Origin of the sequence: Modicisalibacter muralis, from assembly GCF_900102945.1 — a bacterium.
Classification (GTDB): Bacteria; Pseudomonadota; Gammaproteobacteria; order Pseudomonadales; family Halomonadaceae; genus Modicisalibacter; species Modicisalibacter muralis.
The window spans coordinates 55,167-78,760 of record NZ_FNGI01000008.1 but is presented as its reverse complement, the minus strand read 5'-3'; the positions used below and the strand labels follow the sequence as shown (position 1 = coordinate 78,760).

General features: G+C 60.7%; 18 protein-coding genes. 17 read left to right on the top strand and 1 reads right to left on the bottom strand.

Annotated features, from left to right (window positions below; all coding sequences use genetic code 11):
* Positions 1-179 precede the first annotated feature (179 nt).
* From BLR92_RS13650 to BLR92_RS13610, 9 genes are all read left to right on the top strand, one after another.
* Entirely contained in the window at positions 180-815 is a 636-nt protein-coding gene (locus tag BLR92_RS13650) for a glutathione S-transferase family protein (protein WP_217636591.1), read from the top strand.
* 232 nt (positions 816-1,047) lie between these two features.
* Positions 1,048-10,524: a scabin-related ADP-ribosyltransferase gene (locus BLR92_RS13645; RefSeq protein ID WP_175488819.1), complete on the top strand. Its 9,477-nt coding sequence runs from the start codon at positions 1,048-1,050 to the stop codon at positions 10,522-10,524.
* Positions 10,525-10,807: 283 nt separating this feature from the next.
* Positions 10,808-11,008 (top strand): hypothetical protein, encoded by a 201-nt coding sequence (locus BLR92_RS13640; RefSeq protein WP_089729498.1) that lies wholly within the window; start codon positions 10,808-10,810, stop codon positions 11,006-11,008.
* A 151-nt stretch (positions 11,009-11,159) separates the two neighbouring features.
* The gene (locus BLR92_RS13635; RefSeq protein WP_175488818.1) at positions 11,160-12,338 is read left to right on the top strand and encodes a SctD/MshK family protein; all 1,179 of its coding nucleotides are present in this window, start codon (positions 11,160-11,162) and stop codon (positions 12,336-12,338) included.
* A 19-nt stretch (positions 12,339-12,357) separates the two neighbouring features.
* Positions 12,358-12,756 carry a hypothetical protein gene (locus BLR92_RS13630; protein WP_089729494.1) on the top strand — a complete coding sequence of 133 codons (399 nt, stop codon included), beginning with the start codon at positions 12,358-12,360 and terminating at the stop codon, positions 12,754-12,756.
* A complete protein-coding gene (locus tag BLR92_RS13625; RefSeq protein WP_217636590.1) occupies positions 12,753-13,085 on the top strand; it encodes a tetratricopeptide repeat protein in 333 nt (110 codons plus the stop codon). The genes BLR92_RS13630 and BLR92_RS13625 overlap by 4 nt, the downstream gene beginning before the upstream one ends.
* Positions 13,082-15,271, top strand: a complete 2,190-nt coding sequence (gene sctV / locus BLR92_RS13620; RefSeq protein WP_089729492.1) for a type III secretion system export apparatus subunit SctV — start codon at positions 13,082-13,084, stop codon at positions 15,269-15,271. Before BLR92_RS13625 ends, sctV begins: the two co-directional genes overlap by 4 nt.
* A gap of 67 nt (positions 15,272-15,338) precedes the next feature.
* Positions 15,339-16,691, top strand: coding sequence for a type II and III secretion system protein family protein (locus tag BLR92_RS13615; RefSeq protein WP_089729490.1), 1,353 nt, complete (start codon positions 15,339-15,341; stop codon positions 16,689-16,691).
* 17 nt (positions 16,692-16,708) lie between these two features.
* Entirely contained in the window at positions 16,709-17,146 is a 438-nt protein-coding gene (locus tag BLR92_RS13610; RefSeq protein ID WP_089729488.1) for a hypothetical protein, read from the top strand.
* Between the two features lie 33 nt (positions 17,147-17,179).
* Here BLR92_RS13610 and BLR92_RS13605 read toward each other — a convergent pair whose 3' ends face one another.
* Positions 17,180-17,977: a tetratricopeptide repeat protein gene (locus tag BLR92_RS13605; protein WP_089729484.1), complete on the bottom strand. Its 798-nt coding sequence runs from the start codon at positions 17,975-17,977 to the stop codon at positions 17,180-17,182.
* A 318-nt stretch (positions 17,978-18,295) separates the two neighbouring features.
* Here BLR92_RS13605 and BLR92_RS13600 point away from each other — a divergent pair, with 318 nt between their 5' ends.
* From BLR92_RS13600 to BLR92_RS13570, 8 genes are all read left to right on the top strand, one after another.
* Positions 18,296-18,859: a hypothetical protein gene (locus BLR92_RS13600; RefSeq protein ID WP_089729483.1), complete on the top strand. Its 564-nt coding sequence runs from the start codon at positions 18,296-18,298 to the stop codon at positions 18,857-18,859.
* A gap of 106 nt (positions 18,860-18,965) precedes the next feature.
* Entirely contained in the window at positions 18,966-19,175 is a 210-nt protein-coding gene (locus tag BLR92_RS13595) for a hypothetical protein (RefSeq protein WP_089729481.1), read from the top strand.
* A gap of 84 nt (positions 19,176-19,259) precedes the next feature.
* On the top strand, positions 19,260-19,688 hold the full coding sequence (locus tag BLR92_RS13590; RefSeq protein WP_217636589.1) for a hypothetical protein: 429 nt from the start codon (positions 19,260-19,262) through the stop codon (positions 19,686-19,688).
* A gap of 24 nt (positions 19,689-19,712) precedes the next feature.
* Positions 19,713-20,495 carry a type III secretion system inner membrane ring lipoprotein SctJ gene (sctJ, locus tag BLR92_RS13585; RefSeq protein ID WP_089729479.1) on the top strand — a complete coding sequence of 261 codons (783 nt, stop codon included), beginning with the start codon at positions 19,713-19,715 and terminating at the stop codon, positions 20,493-20,495.
* Complete coding sequence (locus BLR92_RS19770; protein ID WP_175488817.1) at positions 20,492-21,166, top strand: type III secretion protein; 675 nt, start codon at positions 20,492-20,494, stop codon at positions 21,164-21,166. The genes sctJ and BLR92_RS19770 overlap by 4 nt, the downstream gene beginning before the upstream one ends.
* Positions 21,163-21,753 (top strand): type III secretion system stator protein SctL, encoded by a 591-nt coding sequence (sctL, locus tag BLR92_RS13580; protein WP_175488816.1) that lies wholly within the window; start codon positions 21,163-21,165, stop codon positions 21,751-21,753. The genes BLR92_RS19770 and sctL overlap by 4 nt, the downstream gene beginning before the upstream one ends.
* Entirely contained in the window at positions 21,750-23,099 is a 1,350-nt protein-coding gene (locus BLR92_RS13575; RefSeq protein ID WP_245704212.1) for a FliI/YscN family ATPase, read from the top strand. The genes sctL and BLR92_RS13575 overlap by 4 nt, the downstream gene beginning before the upstream one ends.
* Positions 23,096-23,581, top strand: a complete 486-nt coding sequence (locus tag BLR92_RS13570) for a hypothetical protein (RefSeq protein WP_089729475.1) — start codon at positions 23,096-23,098, stop codon at positions 23,579-23,581. The genes BLR92_RS13575 and BLR92_RS13570 overlap by 4 nt, the downstream gene beginning before the upstream one ends.
* Positions 23,582-23,594 lie beyond the last annotated feature (13 nt).

The window sequence follows — 23,594 nt, the reverse complement described above, 5'->3', positions numbered from 1 at the left end:
CTTGCAAGATCAGAAATCCCGGCACCGCAAGGCGCCGGGATTTTTTTCGCCGCAACGTATCTCACCACTAAAACCATGGCGTGGATTCATGCCCGCCTGGCGCCGCCATGTCGGGGTAACTACGCTGGAGTATCCCAGCGTATTACATCGCTCACGGCTTGCTTCAGGAGGAGATGACCATGCACAAGCCGGTACTCTACGGATTCGACGGCAGTACCTATGTGCGCACCGTGCGCATGCTGCTTGCGGAAAAGAACGCCACCTACGACCAGGTGCCCGTCGATGTGCTGGCCGGAGAGCCGCGCCAGCCGGAGCACCTTGCACGTCACCCCTTCGGTAAGGTTCCCGTGCTCGACCACGACGGCATGCGATTGCTCGAGACCAGCGCCATCACGCGTTATCTCGATGCAGTGCTTCCGGGCCCTTCGTTCATTCCCGGCAATGCCCGGGATCGCGCTCGCATGGATATGGCCATCGGCTTGATCGACGCCTACGGCTATGGCTGCCTGATTGGCGCCGTCGCTGCCTATCATCTGTTTCCCGATCTGGTGGGCGGTGTAGGCGAGCAGGCACGCGAGGAGGGCATTGCGCGCTCGAAGCTCGTACTCGGCGAGTTGATGAAGATTCGCGATGGCTCGCCTTTCATCGCCGGAGACGGCCTCAGCCTGGCCGATTTCTTCCTGGCGCCCATCTGCTTCTACATCGCCCTGACACCGGACGCGAATGCTGTGTTCGACGTGCCGGCGTTCGGCGATTGGTGGCAGTGTGTGCAAGGCTTGCCTTCCTACAAGAGTACCGAGCCGGATCTGGGTTGAAGTCCGGCTGTAATCGGCCCTTCGAATTAGGCTTAGGAAAACAAGCAGACGCTCATTACAAATTTATTGAAATCTTAATGAAAGCTGCTAAACCAAGATATGCGGGTTTTCTCAAGCTCTCGTTGGAGCCGTGCGTTTGATAGCAATCCCGCGTTGCTCGTGCCCTTCAGAATAATACGGAGTCGCGTTCTCGCTGGCCATGGAGGCCGTGACGGATAAGGAGGTCGACTGGGTGAAGCTGTTCAATATCCAACGTTTTGTCCGCGAGTATTCGTCCCAGACCGACCGTCTCGGGGGGGCTTTTGCCGTGGCTCTGAAAATCGCCCAGAACATCGAGCCCCCACCGCCACCTCCCCCTCCGCCACCACCCGAGCCCGAGCCGCAGCCCGAGGCGAATAATGACGAGCCCGTCATCGTCCACGAGATCAAGCACGACGACACGACCGTGGAAATCGGCGAGGGCTATGGCTATACGCTGGAAAGCCTGGAGTTGATGAACCCGGACCTGAAGCTGGACGACAATCCCAACGTCAGCGTGAATGGCAACACGTTGAGGATCGACGACGAAAAATTGTTTCAGGACGTCAAGGAAACGGTCGAGCCGTGGGACGATTTCATCGAGGCCGATGATATTGCTCAAGACGTCGCCGATGGCAATAGCATCGATCTTGTTGCCGAAGAACGTGGGCTGACCAGGCGGGAGGTTCTCGATCAGCTCGAGGCAGGTGGCATGGAAGTCGAGGTCTCGGAGTCGACACGCGTCAGCGACGACAAGCGCACCACGGAAATCACCAATCCGGAAACCGGCGAGACGGTGACCGTGCACTACGACGAGGTCGAGAATACCTATCGAGTAGCCGTGGAGGATGGAGAAGACTACTCCACTTCGCCCTTGCGTGACAGCCAAGGACGCAAGGTCACAACAGAAGAGAATCCCGAGACCGGCGCCACGACGACGCGTTACGAAGATGATCTGGGTGACGGCACGATTCTCGAGAAAACCGAGCTACCCGGCGGTGTGACGGTTGAGAGAACCACCGATGCCGATGGCCAGGTCATCACGGTCGTAATCGATGAGGAAGGTACCCGAACGACGCTCGAGGAGAACCAGGAGACGACCCGCGAAGGCATCGATGGTATTGCCGAGGATGTTTCGGAGGGTAAAAGCATCGCTGAGATCGCCGAGGAACGTGGAGTGACCCAGGAGCAGGTGGCGGCTCAGTTGGAGGCGGCCGGGTTCACGTTGGTGCAGAACTCGGACGAACTCAACCATCACTCGAATCGTATTCTAGATGCACAGAGCGGACAGGAGATAGCCGGCTATAGCTTCACGTTAAAGTCGAACATTACCACTTCCCATTATATCGACCCCAATGGTGTTGAGGTTCGCACGGTCGAATATGGCAACGACGACAGGCATACCGAGACCGTCACCGAAGCGAATGGCCGCGAAACCACAACGACCGAGGATGCCGATGGGGAAAAGACGGTCACGATCACTCACAACGGCTATACGCTGACTACGCCGCCGGATGGCGACCTGACCCTGCGGGATAACGAAAAGGGCACGGAGGTAGAGATCGAGCGAGGCACGCCGCTTGAATCACTTGTCGTGACCATGCTGGAGACCAATCCTCAGAGTAGCGATCCACAGGAGGCCAAGGAAGCCGAGATCATCCAGACGGTAGTGGAAGGTATGCTGGCGGGGGAAAGCCTTTCGGAGTTGAGAGAGGCTGCTCAGAATCTACAAGGAGAATCCCCAAAGGCTAGTGACCAGGGGGTCCCGCCTAGTACCAATGTGACCTACGAAGATCCTTATGGAGACCCGCCACCTGGGCAGGCTCCCTCGGGTGGAGACTGGGTGCCGATTAACGGGGTTTGGATGGACCCTGAAGTTGCCCAAGCCATTGCCGCTGAGAATACCGCGCTTGCCGAACTGGTCGAAGCGCAGGCGATCCTCCAGCAGAGCCAGGCGCAACTGGATGTTTATGCTCTTGATCCTGATTATGCTGAAGCCTTGGGCAATGCCGGTGCCACCCTCGACGAGGCACTAGCGCCTCATGGCCTGCAATGGAAACGTCCTGAAGCGGACGGGTCGCTCGAGGATGCTCAGGCGCGCCTGGAGGGCGCAAATACCCAGCTTGAGGATGCCAGCGAAGCAAAGGGTGAATACGAGCAGGCTCAGGAACTGCTAGATGAGGCTATTACCGAGCAGGAAGAGATGCCGTTTTATCCGGATGGCACGACTCCGGTGCTCACTGATCCCGACAGCGATTACAACTACCAGGAGGAAGTCGAAAAAGGCGAGGCGGCCCAGGCTCAAGTCGATGCACTATTTTATGAGGCCGCGTTGCATAGCAGTAAAGGCGATAACTTGCTGTCGGGTTACACGGTAAACCAACTTGAGCGGCAGCTCGAGGCCGCCGAGCCCGGCACCAAGCAACATACTGAGTTGGAAGCGGCGCTCGAACAAGCCGAAGCAGTTCACGACAATGCGGGGAGCCAACTGGAAGCGTCCCAAGCCTATTACGACTTCTACGTCGCCAAGGGTGAAGTGGGCCAGCTCACGCTCCAAGGCTTGGGTTTGGAGGAACAGCTGCTTGATGACTATAACGCTCGGAATGAATTTCTGTTCGAAGAGGGTAAAAAGCACAGCACCATCGGTGGCGACTATTTGGGTGAGTTTACCGGTCAGGAAGTCGTCGAGCGAGAGGGGCAGCTTTGGGTCGTCAACCATTTCGAGGACGGAACCACGGAGCAGCAGCTCACGATTTCTCCCAGTGAGGTGACAGCCTGGTGGGAAGAAAATCGCAATCTCGAGCTCAACAAGCAGTGGCATGAGCTTGCCACTGGCTCGGATCCAAATCTGTGCGGTGCGGATGGCCTTAGTAGTGCCCAAAGGCAAGAGCTGGTTGCTGGCAGGGAGCTCAATGAATTTCTGAAAGAGCAGCTCGACGTTCAGATCGAGGATCTCGACACCAGTATCGGTGAGCTCGAGGATGAGTATAACGAGTTATTCGAACGGCATGGCCCGGGGACCGTCGAGGCGCCTCAGGGCATTGATCAGACCGAGTCGATCACCATCGGTGATCAACAAATCGAAGTTTCTCCAGAGGTCAAGGATGCATATGAGCAGCAGGGATTGGATGCACTTACTGAAAGCGGCGAACCGGTAAGGGTAGAGATCGATGGTGAGTGGCGCTGGGTTCATCCAGAACTGGCGGTGACCAGTATCGCTCTGGATACGGCGGAAGAGCAGCGCGAAGCGGCTAAGCAGTCCAGGCAGCAACTGGATGCCAACATAGAAATGTATGATTATCGGCTAACCCAGCCGATCAAGCTACTTCCGGATTCTGAGTCGGCCGAGCATGAAGCGAGCCTGCAATATAACTATCTCGACGATAACGAAGCCGAGGCACTGGATGGTCAATACCAGTTACGCTTCCAGGGACTTATTGAAGGCAACGAATATACCGAGGATTTCACGGCGCTCAGCGCTAACGAACTGGAAGCGCAAGTTATCGATGCGCTTAACCTGAATGAAGGGACTACGCAAGGACGCGAGACACTCGATAAGGTAACCGAAGAGGTCCACGATCTCGGCGGCGAAAATGCCGAAGTTCGGATCGTCCCGATTATCTATGTCGATGCTGCTGCAGGCCAAATGCCGAGTGCATTGTTTGCCGTAAAGAACGAAGATGGCGATACCCGTTATGTCGACGCAACCGGGAAACATTTCGAGGATCTCGAGGATTTCCAGGATAACAATGAGAAATTCCGTGAAGACGGAAAGCTCGTCGTACCGGCCGGCCTCAACATAACACGCGATGATGACGGGACCATTGCGCTTGATGTGGTCCAGGCAAGCAATGTCTCGGTACTCGAAAAAGCCATTGATCCGGTCATCGGCATCGGTACCGGGCTGGCTTCGGTAGGCATGATCATTCCCAACCCGCTTTCCCCGGTGTTTGCGGGGATAACGTATGCCGGGGCCACCTATCTCGGTGGCCGAGCCGCCTACCATCAATGGGAGCATATCCAGCATGGTGGCGAGTGGAACGACAAGCAATCGGTGATGAATACGCTTTCGGTCGCTACCACCATAATGCCCATGGGATCGAGTGGCCTGCGTACTATTGGCATGGCGAGATACTTTGATGATGTGTCGAGAGGCCAAGCCTTCCTTGCCAGCATCGGCGCGGTCAAGCCAGGGGCTGAGCTTGCCGAACTATCGTTTAGATACATGAAAAGTTCTGCAGGGCTTAATCGCGCCGCACGTGGTCTTGATTGGTCGGCCATCGGCACTGGTGTGCCGATGATGGCAGTATCCGCTTATGATCTGGCCTTGCATGGCGATCAGATGTCCGGCCTCGATATCGCCAATGCATTGGTCGGCGCTGGAACGGGGCTTGCGGGCACGGGGCTCGGTGTGCATGGACTCAGGATGACAAGGCCTGGCCAAACCGAGATAAACCAGAGCTCGGTGAATCCCGGTTCCGGGCAGGATAGTGGCCCGCATACATTATCGGCCGCCTATCACCCGGAGGGCGCGCCCTTCCCCGAACAGTCTTCGTCCATTCCAGCGGCGTTCCGCAAACCACAGCAGATCGAACTTCCCGCCATCACTAGTGGTTCTGCCTGGCGATTGCCCGGAGAGCTCAATACGATTGCGGCGCTTAATCCGACACCTGACATGCTAGGTCTTCGAAATTCCGAGCCTTCGAACGTCAGTTATTCTCGTCAAGCATTAGAGCAACTTTTTGGTGCCACCATTCTTGGACGGCCTCCTAAGAGTCCTGAATCCGTTTACATTCAAGAAACTACAGAACCTTTTCTGCGTAGCAAAGAATTGCAGAATAAGACACATATTCTCCAGCGTGATGAAGAAGCAGGGGAGACATTTATTACACCTTGGATACGTGGCGGTGCGGAGCCCGTTATTAGGCAAAAGAGTGACGAGAGACTCCCTTCTATTTTTTATGAGTATGATGAGCGAGGTTTTTGGGCCCATAGCTCAAGTGACCCTGAGATCGACCTTAAAGTGTTACCCATCGATTCAGGCGAGGTCGGGAGAGGTCCAATAATAACTGACTCGATTGTAGTTACGCATTTTGATCGAGGAGGGCTACCACCTGGCGATGGTAGCCTTATGCTTGCCGATTTGTTGCGCGCCTATGAGATCCGGCCTATAAGGCGTCTTGTCTTCGAGGACGTCATTAATGCCAGTACTCTCCACGAATATGAGATCAATGGCGACCCAGCGCAGACAGTACTTGGACGCTCTGGTGAGCGTGCTTTACAGGAACTAGGGCTCGAACCAGCTGCCTATTATTTCGAGCGCACTGATAAAGGAAGGCTGAACCTTGTTATTGATATTGCGCAGGAAGCCAGAGCATCTGAGCTGGGGTTAGGTGCTGAGCGATCGCCACGAGCCAATGCACTAAAAGGATACGATACCGAAAATTCTGCGACGCCGCGAGTTATTTACCGGCTCGATTCAAGAAGCCCCGATACCGTTTTTCAACAAGGCTTTTCGCCAAGATTCGGGAATTGGAGTAGAAAGTACAATCATCTAGAGGAAGCTGTAGAGGCCCATGTCTGGGCTGACGATTCAGTATTCGTTTCCACTTCCAGTGAGCTGCAGTTTTCGAAAGGCGCTGGTGTGAAAGATGAATGGGTGTATGTCGTTGTCGATCCTAAAACAGGTATTAACGTAGATGAATTTCTGGGTAGTCATGAGTTTGAGGGTGCTTCGGAAATTCTTTATGACTTTATACCTGGCGAATATATTATCGGTGCCCGCCAGCTTGGTGAAACGAGTGAATTGAGATCACGAGGCAGGCATGGTGGCGAAAACACTGCTCCGACTTGGGCGCATACGTACACTGGAGAATTCATCAGAAACCCAAGCTTTGATTCCTCATTGTGGTCCAGTAATCGGATTAACGCCGAAGATAGGTCAGTTATCTCGGCAGAGCCCAGTACTGCCAGAGGCGAGGAATTGGCTCGGCTCTCGGCGGCCCGAGTGTTGGGGCATCCCCCCGAGAGCGCCGAACAGGTCTACGTGTCACCGGATAATGCCGCGCCAGTTAGCGGAGATAGTGCGGCACTATCGGGCAAGACCCATATTCTTGTCCGTGATCCCGATACCGGTGAGCCGGTTGTCATGCCCTGGATACGTGGTGCGTCCGAAGATCATATATTGACCGAGGCGCAGCAAGCGGCACGGCTTGAAACACTGGATTCTTTTCTTGACGGCGTCACTGTGCGCCCCGGCGCTTCGGGAAGCGCGGTGCATATTCCGATTGAAATAGCCGGCCCTGGGCGTTTCCGAGTTTTTGGCGAAGAAATGTCGCCCCACGAATTGCTGCTCTCCAACAGGCTGAAACAAGAGGCAATTGGCGATGGCCGCCCTGTCGTCCTCGATATCAAGAATCCCAGCTCGGACGCTACGGCCCTGGCCCAGCGATTGTCGAACATTGCCAGTGCAGAGGTTGTCGTGCCACGAGCCGATGACCCGTTGCAATGGCAGGTTTTGCGCCCGACACATGGCCCGAACGAGCACCGTCCCGGGGCAGTCGAGCTGGTGGACGGAAAGCTTGTCCTGACGCAAGGGGCGCAGCGCCAGGTGATCGAGCCTGATGGCGATCACCTGGGGCCCATGCTTGGGGCTGGTGGTTCAAAAACGGCCTTTCGCATATACGACAAGGTGGTCGTCATACACCGTGGCGAGGCGCAGGGTAAACTTTATGGGCAGGTCGAAGATACACAAACGCTTATTGATCGAGGTGCCCCTTACATAGCCCCTATTCATGGCGTCACGCAAGTATACGGTCGAAAAGCGTTAGTCATGGATTTTTATACGACGCAGAATCGTAAAATAGAGCACGGTTTCCTTTCTACAAGGGATAGAGCATCACTTACTGATGTGAGTCTTCTTAATCGGAATAGTGTATCTAGTCTTCGTGAAATGAGGGAGTTTTACATGAGGGAGGGGATCGGAGTTGGTGATCCTCAATTCCTGATCGACAGTGAAGGATTCTTCTACCTGCACGATTTTGAAGATATCTATAGTATTTGGGAAAATCCTAGACTGGTTGCGTTGATCGACGAGCACATTGCACTCGCTGAAAATGCCATTAATGGCAGAGGCGCCCTAGGCCCACGCTCTCTATCGGCCGCCTATCACCCAGAGGGCGCACCTTATCCCGAACAGCCTTCGCCCATTCCAGCGGCGTTCCGCAAGCCGCAGCAGCCCGGTCTGTCCGAGAACACTAGCGACTCTCCTTGGCGGTTGCCCAATGATTTCACCACGGCATTGGCGCGCTACCCAACATCCGGTGTGCATGAGGCCATGGCGGCTATCGATCCGGCCATGCTTCAGTCTAGTTTGATAGATAAAGGAGTAAGCCCAGAAACGGCACAAGCCATCGCGGCGGAATTCGATCACTCGAATAGCTCCACTACTGTCCATCAGACGGCTACAATTCCGGCACCGGCGGCCGAGCCGATGCCAAATTTCGCCTCGGAAGATGTGGCTGGTTACAGGCCGGTGCAGCTTAAGTCGATTTCCGAAACACAGATTCCGACCATCGCTCCCGAGCATTTGGCGCAGATTCCGCCCGGCCGGTTGACCCATTTCACGCCCGAGCAAGTTGCCGCTTTTACAAAGGATCAGCTAGCAGCGCTTAGCATCGAGCAAGTTCGCAAGCTCACGCCCCCGCAGCTCAAGGCACTGAGTCCAGAGCAGATCACGTTCTTTACTCGCGAGCAGTTGGGCGCCTTCAGGTTGAAACAGGTCGCGGCGCTCGACGGTGAGCAGATGAACGCGCTCGGTGCCTGGAAGTTGCGCGCGTTGTCCGATGTTCAGTTGCAGGCCATTCGACCCGAGACCCTGGCACAGATCAAGCCCAATCGTTTGATGTGGCTATGGCCCGAGCAGATTTCGCCGCTGACGACCGAACAGATCAAAGCACTGACCAACAAACAAATAGCAGGTTTAACACCCGGCCAGGTTGCGGCACTGACTCGAAATCAGGCGAAGGCGCTTTCCACCGAGCAGTGGCAAGCATTCAAGCCGGCTCAGATCAAGAGATTCGATAGCGAACGATTGCAACTGGCACCGCAACGTATCCTGGAGCGTGAAGCACGACCCGGGACCATATCGATATCCCTCGATGCAGAAGGCCCGGTCATCCAACTCCATGGCGTGAATAGGGAAGGCCTGGGTGCGTTGATACCGCTTAGCGGTACTAAACATGCCGAGAACGCTGCGGAGAAAACAGTAACACTCGCCATCGACCGGAATGCCTTGTCGGGATTCTTGAACCCGGTGGCCAGAGGCATGCTCCCTGACGGTCCGCAATTACGTGTGCGGGTAGAGAGCAGTTTGCCGGCAGAGCGAAATGCTACCGGGCAGAAAGCCTTGATCGGTACTGGGTTAGGCTTTCTCGCTGCCGCCGGGTATGCGCTATCATCTTCTCCCACCGCGAATGTATTGGCCTATGGATGGCGTGGCGCTAGTTTTATTTATAGAGCGCATAGACCAGATGCGACTGCCGCCAACACGATACAGGGGCGCGTTCTCCGAGGGGTAGAGTTTTTTACCACCACCATAAATACGCCTGGCACCGTTATGGCGACGGCTCAAGGCCAGGACCCTCTTATCAACGGGCCCTACGCAGTTGGCAACATAGCTTACGGGTCTAAAACCTTCATGGAGACCGTGACGGGCAAGGATCAATTTCCCTATGCCGACGACGTGGGGCTTCCCGCCTATTTAATCGGCAGCATGCCTTACACAGCCGACAGTGCCTCGGCTGTCCTTGGTGGTGACCCTTGGGCATATGTCGACGTCGCCGCAGGGGGGTTATTCGGCTATGGGTCGGCCTATCTATGGTTCAGAGACACCGCCTCATGGAAGAAGGGGGTTAGGCCCACGCTAGCCAGGTTCCTACCGATTGATATGAGCAAGCCGCTCATGGTGGAGCCTCAGAGCAGCGAATTGATACAGCCATTGGGCGAGCCGACTCCGAGAAAGCGTGACATTGCCTTTGCCATCACCATCGGCGGTGGATTGATTGCCACCAGTATGTCTGCTTTCGGTAAATTGTTTGAGCCGGATGAAACCGATCCTGAATCGGATGAATCGCCTTCTCCGGATCAACCAAGCGCCCCCCCCTCTCCTGAGCAATCCGATCAACCCGATCAACCGGACGAACCAACACCGGAGCCGACCACGACGCAGTTTGTCGTGTTGCCGGCGGATGGCCTTAATCTGCGCGCCCGGCCATCTGACGAGGCCAGGATCGTGATGACTTTCACCCACGGTACCTTCCTCGAGGAAACCGGGCCGCGAGAAGCCGATGCCGATGGCAACGCCTGGGTTCCCGTTCGCGGCATGAGCCAGGCTGGCAAGGAGCAGGCCGGCTGGGTGATGGCGCGTTATGTCGATGAGAACGCCAGCGGTGCCATGATTGAGAGTGGACGCGTCAATCCCGAGCTCGAGGAGGAGAATTACGTCTCGGTCGACGTTTACCCGAAGGAGACACTGGCAAGCATCGCGGTGGCTCACGATCGCGATATCGCCGAAGTGGTGTCACTGAACAATCACATCGTCGATCCTGAAATCCTCTATCCGGGGGACCGTATCTATCTACCGAAGGTGACTCAAGCATCGCCGCGCGAGGGGCAACTCGTGCCTGGGTGAGCGATAGGCCAGTTGATACATTCCCTGTAACCGGCCGTTGAGGCCGGTTTTTTGTCGCCATTATCGTCAACAAGTTTCTGTCGCTTTTTGGCGTCGCAAAGTTTCATTTCAATTCAAAGCGTTTCATTTTACTTACAATGTAGCGAAAAATTATGCCCTACGCTTAATTTGCTTTTATAAGCGAACCGTCAAGAAGCAATGTTGTAACAAAGACACGGTAAAAACGGCGGTGTTGGCTCCGCTCGAATGTTCTCAATTTCCAGGATCGGCGAAGGAGGATGCCATGGGGCTGTTCAATCTGAAACATAGAAAGGAAGAGGGAGGCGGAACAGAAGCCGTTTCCGGGGGCGGAGGCGGCGGTGATTCCATCGCGCGCATGGAAGCCGCCTTCGACAAGGCAATCGAAAAATCCGCCAGGATTACCGAGATCACCACCGAGAAAAAGGCGGATCTCGACGCCTCCAAGCAGCGACCGCAGAACTGACGCGTGGCGTTCGGCGGTGGCTTGGTTCCACCAACACCGCGACGCACTCGCTTACAGTGCGTCGCGGTGTTCGGTCTTTCTGCCTGAACGGCGCTGGATATGACGACCTAGCAACATGGCGCCAACAGGTTCGTAGATGGCAGGGAAGCTCATGAAATCAGCACTGACAACATCCATAAGCTCGCTCTTCTTGCCGACAACGACCGTTTTTTCGACGCTGGGGGTAACCGGTGGCCTTCATCGCGGCGTGGTCATCGCGCTCGAGCAGCCTGTCTGCCGTATCGGTTCCTCCCCGCAGGCCGATGTCATCCTGAGTGATGGCGGTATCGCCGCCGAGCATGTCACCCTGCGCTTTCATGCGCGAATGGTCGCCATCGAAGCGCAGGGAGGCGACGTCGAGGTCGGCGACAGATGCGTGATGCAAGGCACCGGCTGGCGCACCAATCTGCCGACGACGATCGCCTTTGGCGACGTTCGCCTGCAACTTTCCCAACCCGCGCTTGCCGGACCTCCTGTCTTGCAAGCCATTCAGAAGGCGAGTGCTGGCGCTCTGCAATCTGCTCGAAATTCCGGCCTTTCCGTGCTGCAGTCCATGCGCAAAACGGGGTCGCCCGCTCTTGAGTCGCTGCGCGAAGCCGGTTCTCCGGTCTTTCGCTCCATAGGGAAGTTCTGCTCCCCGGTTCTTCAACCGGTTCGAAAATTCAGTGCTCCCGCATTCCACGCCATCGGCAAGCGGATGCCCGAGTTACCGGAGCCTCTGCGCTCGCGCCTGAACCGCCGGACCGCTGTCACGGCGCTGGGTGCGACGATGTTCGCGACCATGAGCATGGCGGGTGTCTATCCGTTTATCAGTACCGACAATGGCGGGGTCGTTGGGTCCGCCTATGCCTTGCGTTCCTCGGCGAATTCCCAGGCAGCCGAGGCGGCTCTGGCCGCGTCGAGCGCCACGCCCGGCGAGGCGCTGCGCCAGCAGTTGTCCCAGGCGAACCTCGACGGTCTGCAAGTGCAGGATTCCGGCAGTCACCTGATCGTTTCCGGCGAATTCGCCCCCGAGCGCTACGCTGACTGGACCGATGTGCAACGCTGGTTCGACCGGCATTACGGCAGCAGCCATGTGCTGATCAGCAACGCCCAGCCGAGTCTCGCTGCCGATAAGCCGGCGTTCGAGTTTCGCGCCGTATGGCTCGGCGACAACCCTTATGTCATCGGCCCTAGTGGCAGGCGTCTTTATCCGGGCGCGACCCTGCGCGAGGGTTGGGTGCTTTCCGAGATCAGTGACAAAGGCGTCATGCTGCGTCGCGGCGATGACGAGTTCACCCTGACCCTATGACCGGCGCTGACGATTTCGCATGAAGATTGCCGCCGACCGCAACGTCGAAAACGATCGCCTTCGCGATCCGAGCGTAGCCGCACGTGTCGATAAGTCCGCTACCAGTCAGGCGATCGATCCTGACCGTCAAATCGATTTCACGCGTGCGGTCGAGAACAGTCGCTCGCGGCGTGCGCGTGGTTCCCTGCTCCGGCAGTTGGCGCGCTTGTTGCTGCCCACTGCCAGCGATCCATCGCTGTATGGCAACGAGCGTAGCATCGAGCTGTTGCAGCATGTCGTCGATAACGTGCTGCCGCGCCTGGGTACCGAGAGCGACGTCACCGAACTGGCCGCCCAGGTGCTCAACGAAGAGATCGATCAGCGCCTGCAATGGGAAGAGGCGCGTCGTAACGCCGAGGCAGAGGAAAGCGATAGGTGAGTGAAAGCGACCGCAACGCCGCCGACCTGCTGCATATGCTGGGCCATCTTTACATGAAGAGCGGCAACCACAAGCGCGGTCTGGTGCTGCTGCTGCTCGCCGAGCGCGCCGCGCCCGGTCATCCCGGTATCCTGCGCACGCTGACTCAGGCCTTCACCACGACCGGTGACGCCCAGCGCGCGCTGAACACGATCGATCATCTCGAATACCTGGAAGGCCCTTCGCCGACGCTGTCGTTGTTGCAGAGCCGGGCACTATGGACCGCCGGTCGCCACGCCGATGCCCGGCATTGTTTTCGCGACTATCTGCAACGCCGGAGTGACGCATGACCGCCGTGCTCGCCAAGCTCAACGCCATCGCCCTGCGTGCCTCGCAGCGTAGCGACATAGTGATCGCCGCCTTCATGGTGCTGGCGGTCATGATGATGATCATTCCGCTGCCCACCGCGCTGGTGGATGTGCTGATCGGCCTGAACATCGGCTGCAGCCTGCTGATTCTGATGGTGGCGTTCTATATCTCGCACCCGGTCGAGTTTTCGTCGCTGCCACCGATCATCCTGCTGGCCACGCTGTTTCGCCTGGCATTGTCGATTACCACCACGCGCCTGATCCTCCTCGAGGGCGATGCCGGCCAGATCGTCTCGGCCTTCGGCGGGCTGGTCATCGGCGGCGAGGTGGTGGTTGGCCTGGTGGTGTTCCTGATCATCGCCATCGCCCAGTTCCTGGTCATTACCAAGGGCGCCGAGCGGGTCGCCGAGGTGGCCGCCCGTTTTATCCTGGACGCCATGCCGGGCAAGCAGATGAGCATCGACAACGATCTGCGCAACGGCGACATCGATCAGGCCGAGGCGCATTTCAGGCGCGTGCGTCTGGAGCGGGAAAGCCAGCTCTACGGCGCGATGGACGGCGCGATGAAGTTCGTCAAGGGTGATGCCATCGCTACCCTGGTCATTCTCTTCATCAATCTGCTTGGCGGCCTGCTGATCGGCATGCTCAAGCTCGATATGGCGTTTGGCGAGGCAGTGGACGTCTACTCGGTGTTGACCGTCGGTGACGGCCTGATCGCGCAGATTCCCGCGCTGCTGATCGCCGTCGCCGCCGGCACTGTGGTGACGCGGGTCGGCTCCGACCGCTCGGGGAGTCTCGGCACAGAGATCGTCGGGCAGTTGGGCAATAACTCCCGGGCGCTGGGGCTGACCGCCGTCATCCTGTTATGCCTGGCGCTCATCCCGGGTTTCGCCACTCTGGTGTTCCTGGGGCTTGCGGCAGGGCTCGGCCTGGCGGCCTGGCTGATCAAGCGTCGCGAGCAGCGTCGCCAGGCCGAGGAGCAGGCCGCGCCGGACTCGGCGGCTGGCGCCGACGGTTTGACACAGGGCGCGCCCGGTTCGTCAGGAGCGGATGCAGCGGCGCCCGAGAAAGCCACGGCGTCGGCGCTACAGGACTCGCCGCAGAGCCACCACCGCGTGGTGCTGTCGCTGGGCCCCTCGCTCGCCGAAGCGCTGACGCTCGATATCCTGCGCGACGGGCTCGACGACGCGCGGCGTCAGGCCGGGCAAGACCTGGGCATCGACATGCCCAGTGTCGGCCTGCGCGTCGAACCGGCCATGGAAGGGCAACATTTCGGCATCGAACTCGATGAAGTGCCGGTCATGAAAGGCGAGATACCCGCCGACCGGCTGTTGCTCGATGACGACCCGATGCATCTCGACCTGCTCGAGGTCGACTATGTCGACCAGCCACCGCTGATGGGGCGGCGCGTGGCGCACTGGGTCGCGACGCGGGACGTCGAGCGCCTCGACGATGCCGGTATCGGCTACCGGACGGTCGACCAGGTGCTGTGCGGTTGCCTGCAACGGATTCTGATTCGCTACGCCGGCGAGTTCATCGGCATTCAGGAGACCCGTGGCCTGCTGTCGCGGATGGAGCAGGATTATGCGGAACTGGTCGGCGAGGCGGTGCGCGTGGTGTCGTTACAGAAGATGTCGGACATCCTGCGGCGCCTGGTCGATGAAGGCGTGCCGCTGCGCGCCTTGCGCACCATCCTCGAGGCGATGGTCACCTGGGGGCCGCAGGAGCAGAACGTTGCCCGTCTGGTCGAGCGCATCCGCGCTGCCTTGGCACGCCAGATCTGCCATCGCCACGCCCGCGCGGATCGCATCCTGCCGGCCTGGGTGATGACGCGCCCGCTCGAGGAGACGATTCGCGGCACGTTGCGTGGCACTGAAGGCGGCGCCCCCAGGGGCGGCTTGCCCGCGCCACTATCACGCACGCTGCATGCTTGGTTCCAGCAGCAACTGGATAAACTGGATGCCGACATGGCGCCAGTGGTCATCGCTTCCAGCGATGTGCGCCCGGTTCTGCAACAGTGGTCGAAGCGCCACGAACTCGACTTGCCGGTCATGGCCTGGCAAGAAGTGGCGCCGGAGTTCAGCCTGCAATCGCTGGCCCAGGTGAGGCTGCCCAGGCCCTCCGTGCCAGGGAGCGTCAAGGAGTCGTCTGGCTCCCCCCAAGAGTAAGTCGTGTCGATCAATAACAATACATTTTTCTGCAAGGAGTAGGTTCCGTGACAAGGCGACATCATTCATGACTCCCAGTACGCTCTCTCGTTATCCAATGGCCGCAAGCCCACCCATGGGTTGGTTGACTTATCTTCTGGCGCTCGTGTTGATCCTGCTGGCGTCGCCGGCCCGAGCCGAGGTGACGGTCGATGCAACTGGTGAGCGAGCCGTTACCCTGGAAACCGGCCAGGGTCGTATCGTGCGCTTCGATCAGGCGGTGGCCTCGGTGTTCGTGGCCAATCCCAAGGTCGCCGACGTACAGGTGGTGTCGCCCGGCGTCATCTATCTGTTCGGCAAGAGCCAGGGCGATACCAACCTGATCGCGCTGGACACCGACGAGCGGAATCAGGCGTCGATACGCCTGCAGGTACGCGATGGCGACCGGGTGGCCAACCAGGCACTGCGTGGCATCGACGACGACAGTCCGATTCGCCTGCGCATGGCTGGCAATCAACTGGTCGCGACCGGCGAAAGCCAGGATATCGACGGCACCATTGCCACGCAGTCGACCCTCGCAAGCCAGACCCCCGAGGGCGCCACGGCGCTTAATAACACCACCTATGGCGGCGCGACCCAGATCAACCTGCGCGTGCGTTTCGCCGAGGTATCGCGGGATGAGCTCCTGCAATACGGGGTCAGCTGGAGCGCGCTGATCAATAATGGCTCGTTCTCGCTCGGGGTCTTTCCCGGCTCGGCGGCCAACGCCGGGTTCGGCACCATCGCCAGCGGTGTCGACAGCGTCGATGGCCTGCTCCAGGCGTTGCAGCGCAACGACCTGCTGAAGATTCTCGCCGAGCCCAACATCACCGCCGTCACCGGTCAGACCGCCAGCTTCCTGGCGGGCGGCGAGATTCCGATCCCGGTGCCGGTCAGCGCTGATCTGATCGGTATCGAGTACAAGCAGTTCGGCGTCTCGCTGCTGTTTACGCCGACCCTGCTGCCCAATGGACGCATTTCGCTGCACGTGCGCCCCGAGGTGAGCAGCCTGACTAGTAGCGGCGTCGAGATCGGCGGCATCAGCGTGCCCGGTTTGCAGGTACGCCGCGCCGATACGGTGGTCGAGGTCGGCAGCGGCCAGACCTTCGCGATCGCCGGCCTGTTCCAGCGCAGCGCGTCGAACAATATCGAGCGTATCCCGGTGCTGGGCGATATCCCGATCCTCGGCAACCTGTTTCGTTCGCGACGCTTTCAGCGCAACGAGACCGAGCTGGTGATCCTGATCACGCCCTACATCGTTTCGCCTGCCTCGTCGCCGACCCCGAGAACGCCGTTGGACCAGGCACGGGTCAGCACCGGCACCCGCCTGGCCGACAGCCGTGCTCGCTACGTGGAGTCGGCGGGGCTACGCGATGATCCGTTCGGTTTCTATCTGCAATGAGCGCGGGAGCGATGGCAATGAAACAGCATCTCGACAAGCCGTTGTGGCGACTGCTCCCCTTGCTGGCGCTACTGACCGGCTGCCAGTCGGCGCTTGGGCCGATGTCGTGGGAAACCGGCTACCGTCAGGTCGGCGCAGTGGGTGGGCCGCTACCGGGCAGCGAAGGCATGCAGCGCCAGCTCATCGTGCCCAATACCTGCCAGGCCGAGCCCGACCAGTCGGGCATCATCGAGTTACCGCCTGGCTGCGCCAACGATCTCAATCTGCAACTGATGGTCGAGCACCCTGGCGATCTGTTGCACGGCCAGGAAATGGGTCCGGCCCGGGCGGGGCCCGTAGCGCGCGCCGCCCACGAACAGCTCAATGGCCGCAAGCGTGCCAACGAGCGCCGCCGTCGGCTCGAGGAGGAAGCCAGCGGCTCGATGAGCGGATACGCCACCACGGGTGACTTGTAAGCGTGGCGGCCGGCGTTCCGGCGGCCGCCGGATTCAAGGCGCCAGGTTGAGGCCCATCATCCGGGCGCGCTGGGCCGGGTCGGCGACGTCGCGAATGCGCTGGGCCTGCTCGATCAGCGACTGCCGGCGCGCCTGGGGCATGTCGGGAATGTCGACGGTTGTCGCCTGCTGCGTCTGTCCGGCCAGGACCAGTACCAGCAGCAGGTTGCGGAAGTGGCGATCCTCGGCCAATGGCGAGGCGCTGACCTGGCGCATCTGGGACACCGCCTCGGCATCGTCGCCGGCCAGCGACTGGGCCAAGGCCAGGTTGGTGCGCTCATCGAGCGAGTTCTTGGGGGCTAGCGACACGGCATGGGTAAAGGCGCGTTGCGCGGCCTGGCCATGGCCCAGCAGGGCCTGGGCGACGCCCAACCGACTCCAGGCGGGTACCGTGTCGAGTTCGGGCGCCGCCTTCTGCAGGTTGCGAACCGCGCGTTCGACGTTGCCGAGGCGCAGTTGGGTCGACCCCAACCCGAGCAAGGCCTTGGGATGGGTGATGTCAAGGGCGAGTGCGTCGCGGTAGGCCTGGGCCGCGCCTTCCAGGTCGCCGGCGGCGAGCAGGGCATCGCCGAGCCGAACGTGAATCTCGGGGGTGTCGCTGGACATTTCGAGGGCGCGCTCGTACATGCTGGCGGCAGTGGCATGATCGCCGTGCCGGGCGACGTCATCCGCCAGGGCCAGCAGATGCGACTGCTCATCCTGTTGAGCGGTGGTCGCGCAGGCGGTCAGTGTCAGGCAGGACACCAGGAAAACCAGGCGAATGCCGTTACGAAGCAGGCGGTAACGGAGCATGATGAGTCTCCTTGCTAGCGGTTGTATGAAGCCTGGTTGAGCGATTTGGCAGGGTGTGTCAAAGCGTTTATTGGCAGAGATACCTTACGTTTCGGTTGGTGACAAAAAATGCACAAAAAAGTGGGTCGATTCGTTAAAACTTTATTCAAGAGTTCTACTATTGGTACATCGATTCAAGAAAACGTCAACGGCTCGAAGGGGCGAATCATCGGCGTGCGCCAGACTCGACATAGCCTGAGCCAAGGTGGCTGGGAAAGGCTGCGACACGCTGTTGCGATAAGGCTATCTCATGTGCCCGGTTGCGCGGCAAGGACGTTGATGGTCGGTATTGGCATGGTGGTGTGGCCGGCAGTGGCATTAGCTGTCGATGAGTCCGCTTCGCAGCGCGCCGAATGGCTTGAGAAAGAGTATCGCTATGTGGTCATCGAGCAGGATGTGCGTGACGTATTGACGGAATTCGGACGCAACCTGTCGCTGCCGATGGATATTTCCAGCGAGGTGGAAGGTCGCGTGCGCGGCGATATTCCGAGCGGCAGCGCCGGCGAATTCCTCGATCGGGTGGCCGCGGCCAACGGCTTGGTCTGGTACTTCGATGGCTCGGTGATCCACGTCGCCACACGTGGGGAAATCACCCAGCGTACCTTCGATCTGCGCGGTATCGATTCGACTCGGCTGATGAAAAGTCTCGATCGGCGCGTCGGCGAACCGTTATCGGCCCAGCTGGTCGACGATGGCTCGGCGCTTCAGGTGGTGGGCCCGCCGGCCTGGATCGATAGCGTGGCGCGGCGTGTCGACCGCTTGCGCCAGCCGGCTGCGTCGGGATATGCCGGGGTCACCGTGTTTCGCGGCAGCGTGGTAACGAACACGCAAGCCACCGAGTGAGCGAGGCCCGGTTCAGAGGCTCGTTCCATTCGGCTAGACCGTCAACGTCGTAGCGTCTGAGCAGACAGACTTACCCAGGCAAGCTTACCAAGGAGAGGAGGGCAACATGGCTATCGAATCCGTCAATGCCGCCAGCGCCAACAACACTGCGGGGCCTAACGAGCAGGCCTTCGATGAGGCCGTCAATCAGGCCAAGGCCAATCAAAACGGTTCCGAAATCAGCGGTCAGCTGATTGAGGGCGCCATGGCATCCTTCGCCCCGATGCTGCTGATGCCGCTGGCCAGCAAGGTCTTGAGTCAAGCGTTATCCGAGTAACGACCGCGGTGCTTGCCATGGGCGGCGCGTACGTCCCGGCATCGCGGCCCATGAATCGCGATTAGTTAATTGGATGGGCAAGCCATGACTCCCACGACACCGATCGGCGCGGGCGCCGTGCCGGCCAATACTCCCGACATGGGATCGCTGGCATCGCAGAACCTGTTCGAGCATATGGCACATACATCGAGCGCCTCCTCGCAGGGTCTGTCTCCCGCCGAGGTGGGCGCCAACCTCATGAACAACCTCGATGGCTCCATCGAACGGTTGCAGAGCTTCTCTAGCCGGATCGGCGATGTCGGCGTCGATTCGCCGTCGGCGGGCGATGGTGCCGAGTACGCGCAGGCGACACCCCAGGGCGCGGAAGCGGTCGGTAGCCCCGATGACAAACACTTCGACCGCATCATCGAGTCGCTGGGCTCGGTGTTCGATCATGCGATCGAGACCCAGATGGTGGTCCGTGGTACGACGCAGTTCTCCGGCGCCGCCAATACTCTGTTGAAGGGACAATAATCCTTGCCGCCTCGTCACCGCCCCATGCGGGCACGCCGAGCCCTTGGCAAGTCGTTGGTGGTTCTGGTCATGGCGCTGCTGCTACAGGCCTGCGGCGATAGCGATCTATATACCGATCTGAGCGAGCGCGAGGCCAATGTCATGGTGGCCACGCTGGCGCGTCATGGGATTTCCGCCAGTCGGGTCGCTCAGGACGAGGGCCTGATGACCGTCACCGTCGATGAGGACCGCTTCGCCGAGGCGGTCGATATTCTCGATCGCCTCGGCCTGCCGGAACACGATTTCGCCAATCTCGGCGAAGTGTTCGAGAGCAACAGCCTGGTGTCGTCGCCGGTTCAAGAGCGCGCGCAGATGATCTACGCGCTCAGCCAGGAGCTCTCGCACACGGTGTCGCAGATCGATGGCGTGCTTACCGCCCGGGTCCACGTGGTGTTGCCCGACAACGATCTCATGGCGAAAAACAGTACGCCTTCATCGGCGGCGGTATTCATTCGCCACACGCCGACGCTCGACGTCAATCCGCTGATTCCCCAGATCAAGACCCTGGTCGCCAATAGCATTTCGGGGCTCGCCTACGACAATATCTCGGTGGTTCCCGTCGCCGCGAGGGCGCCGAAAATACCCCAAGCGGCGCCGCAGTCACTGGATTCGTTCCTGGGTATCGCCATGCCGGCCAGCAGCGTGGCCCGCGCCGGCTGGATCTTCGGCATCCTGCTGGTGCTCGTGTTGGGCTTGGCCGGCGCACTGGGCTGGATGATCTGGCGTCATTATTATCGACGCAGCTACGATCTGGCGCCGCCGTCATGAGTATCGGCGAGCCGCTTCATCCAACCACGGGCGCCGATTGGCGAGCCTTCGTCGACGCGCCGATGCGCTTCGTCTCCCGGCGCTGGCTTGGCGATTGCTTGGGTGACATGGCGGATGAAGCCACACTGACGGCGCTTGCCCAGCACCCCCGTTTTCAAGGCCGGCTGACCCAGCGACTGGTTCAGCGTCATGCGCTGGCCCCGCCCGAGGCGCTACCCGCGCCCCAGGCGGATGACTTGCCGGTGTACCTGCTGCCGCCCGATGGTGGCGACAGCCTGGCGCATTATTGTGGCGCCATTTGCCATGCCACGGCCTTCGTGCGCGAGATTCGCGCGCCCCGGGTCATTGAGCTCAAGGCGCGTTTCGGCGAAGCGGCGTTTGCCACTGCGCTGGCCCATCGTGAACTGGCGATTGCCGACACCGCCCATGCCGACGATGACGCCCTGGAGCACGCCATCGCGCGTGATGGCGCCGCCTGCCTGGCCATATGGGTGGCGCAACAGCCCGCCGAATTGGCCGCTTGGTTGCGTCTGAGGCTGGCCGGCGATGTGCCCTCGGCCACCGACGGGATCGCCGCCGAGATACACCAGCGCGGTGCCGCCATCGTCCGTCGGGCGGCGGCCATCATCGCAACCATGCCGAGCGATTCCGCGCCGCAGGAGCCGACATGAACGAGATGCCGACACGCCCTGGCAAGGTCATTTTGCGTGGCGAGGAGGCGGCGGCCTGGGTCGACGGCTATGCCTTTCTCGAGCGCGCCCGGCAGCGTGCCGGGGAACAGGATGCCGAGACCCGGCGTGCCGTCGCCGCGGCGCGTGCCGAAGGCTTCGAAGCGGGGCGCCGCGAAGGCGAGGCCCAGGCAGCCGAACTGCTGACCCGAACGACAGATCGCGTGGAGCGCTATCTGGGTGGCCTGGATCAATCCCTGGCCGAGTTGAGCCTGCAGATCGTGCGGCGTGTGCTCGGTGAGTTCGACGATGCCGAATTGATCAGCCGCTGCGTGCATCAGGCACTGCGCGAGTATCGCCACGATATGGCCGTGACCGTGCGCGTCGCGCCCGAACGGGTGGCGCGGGTCGAAGCCTTGCTGGCCGCCGACGAAAGCGAGCGCTCCCTTTGCCGCGTCGAGGGCGACGCCCAGCTCGGCGCTGGCCAGTGCCTGCTGGTCAGCCCGGTCGCGGTCGTCGATGTGGGGCTGGATTCGCAGTTGAATGTGCTGCGCCGTGCATTGGCTGCCAAGTCGGAGAAGGCGCCATGAGCGATCGCGACGCCATGACCGATAGCGACCTCACGGCGCTGCTGCCGCGTCTTGGCGAACGCGCCGCGCAGGCCGAATTGCGTCCCGTGCACGGCCGCGTGCGGCGGATTCGTGGGCTGCTGGTACATGCCAGAGTCGACGGCACCGGTATCGGCGAGCTGTGCTATTTGCGCGACCCGTTGAGCGGTCGGCGTGTCGCCGCCGAGGTCATCGGCTTCGAGGACGAGGACGTCATCCTCTCACCGATCGGCGATCTGCAGGGCATGTCGACCCGTGCCGAGGTCATCGCCACCGGCGCTCCCCAGGGCGTTCCCGTGGGCGAGGCGCTGCTCGGCCGGGTCATCAGCCCGCTGGGCACGTTTATCGATGCCGCGCCGGATACCGGCGATGGCGCATTGAGTGAATACCCCGTTCATGCCGAGCCGCCCGAACCGCTAGCGCGGCAATTGATCCAACACCCCCTGGCGCTGGGCATTCGCGCCATCGATGGGTTGATGACCGTCGCCCGTGGCCAGCGCCTGGGTATCTTCGGCGAGCCCGGCGTGGGCAAGTCGTCGCTGCTTTCCGCCATCGTGCGGGGTAGCGAGGCGGATGTCATCGTGCTGGGGCTGATCGGCGAGCGCGGGCGCGAGGTGCGTGAGTTGCTCGACGTGCAACTGGGCGCCGAGGCGCGCCAGCGCACGGTCTGCGTGGTCGCCACCTCCGACCGCCCGGCCATCGAGCGCGCCCGCGCGGCACTGGTCGCCACCAGCGTGGCCGAGTATTTCCGCGATCAGGGCCGCGATGTGCTGCTGCTGGTCGACAGCATCACCCGCTTCGCCCGCGCGCAGCGCGAGATCGGCCTGGCCGCCGGCGAGCCACCGACTCGGCGCGGCTATCCGCCGTCGTTCTTCGCCGCGCTGCCGCGGCTGCTGGAGCGCGCCGGCCCCGGCCCCAGCGGTAGCATCACGGCGCTGTACACCGTGCTCACCGAGGGCGATGGCACCCTCGACCCGGTGGCCGAGGAGACGCGCGCGATCCTCGATGGGCATATCATGCTCAGCGCCGATCTGGCCCGTCGCGATCACTTTCCGGCGATCGACGTGCTGGCCAGCCGCAGCCGGCTGATGGAGGTGGTGGCCCCCGAGGCCCACCGTAACGACGCCGGTCGGATGCGCGATCTGCTGGCGCGCTACAGCGATGTCGAACTGCTCCTGCAGGTCGGCGAATACCAGGAGGGCAGCGACGCCCGCAGCGACGAGGCGGTGAAGAAACACGCGGCCATCGAGGCATTCCTGCGCCAGCCGAGAGACGAGCGCTGTGGGCTCGAGGAAACCCAGCGGCGCATGAGCGAGATCGTGTCATGAATCCACGCCAGCAACTCGAGCGTCTGCTCGCGCTGCGCGAACGTCGCCAGCGCAGGGCCGAAGCCGCCCTGGCCGAGCAGCGCCGGCAGTGCCGGGCCGAGGCCGAACGTATCGCCAGGCTGGACGCCGAGCGCGCCACGCAATGTCGGAATTTCGATCGCCAGGAGCGTGAGTGGTTCGATACCGCGCAGGGCGCGCCGCTGTCGGCGCAGGCATTGGAGCAGGCCAGGCAGGACATCGACGGCCATTACCAGCGCCAGGCCGAGCTTGACGCGCAGCGCCGGACCGCCGACCGCGAGCATCAGCGACAACTCGCCGAGTGCGACCGGCGCGCCAGCGAATGGGCGCAGCGCGTGCGCGCGCGCCAGGCGCTGGAGACACTGTTGGAGCGTAAACGCGGCGGCGAGCGACGTGCCGACGAAGGCCGCGCGGAGTTGGAACTCGAGGATATCGCTTCGCCCACCCCACGAGGAGGGCGCTAATGGGGGGCGGCTT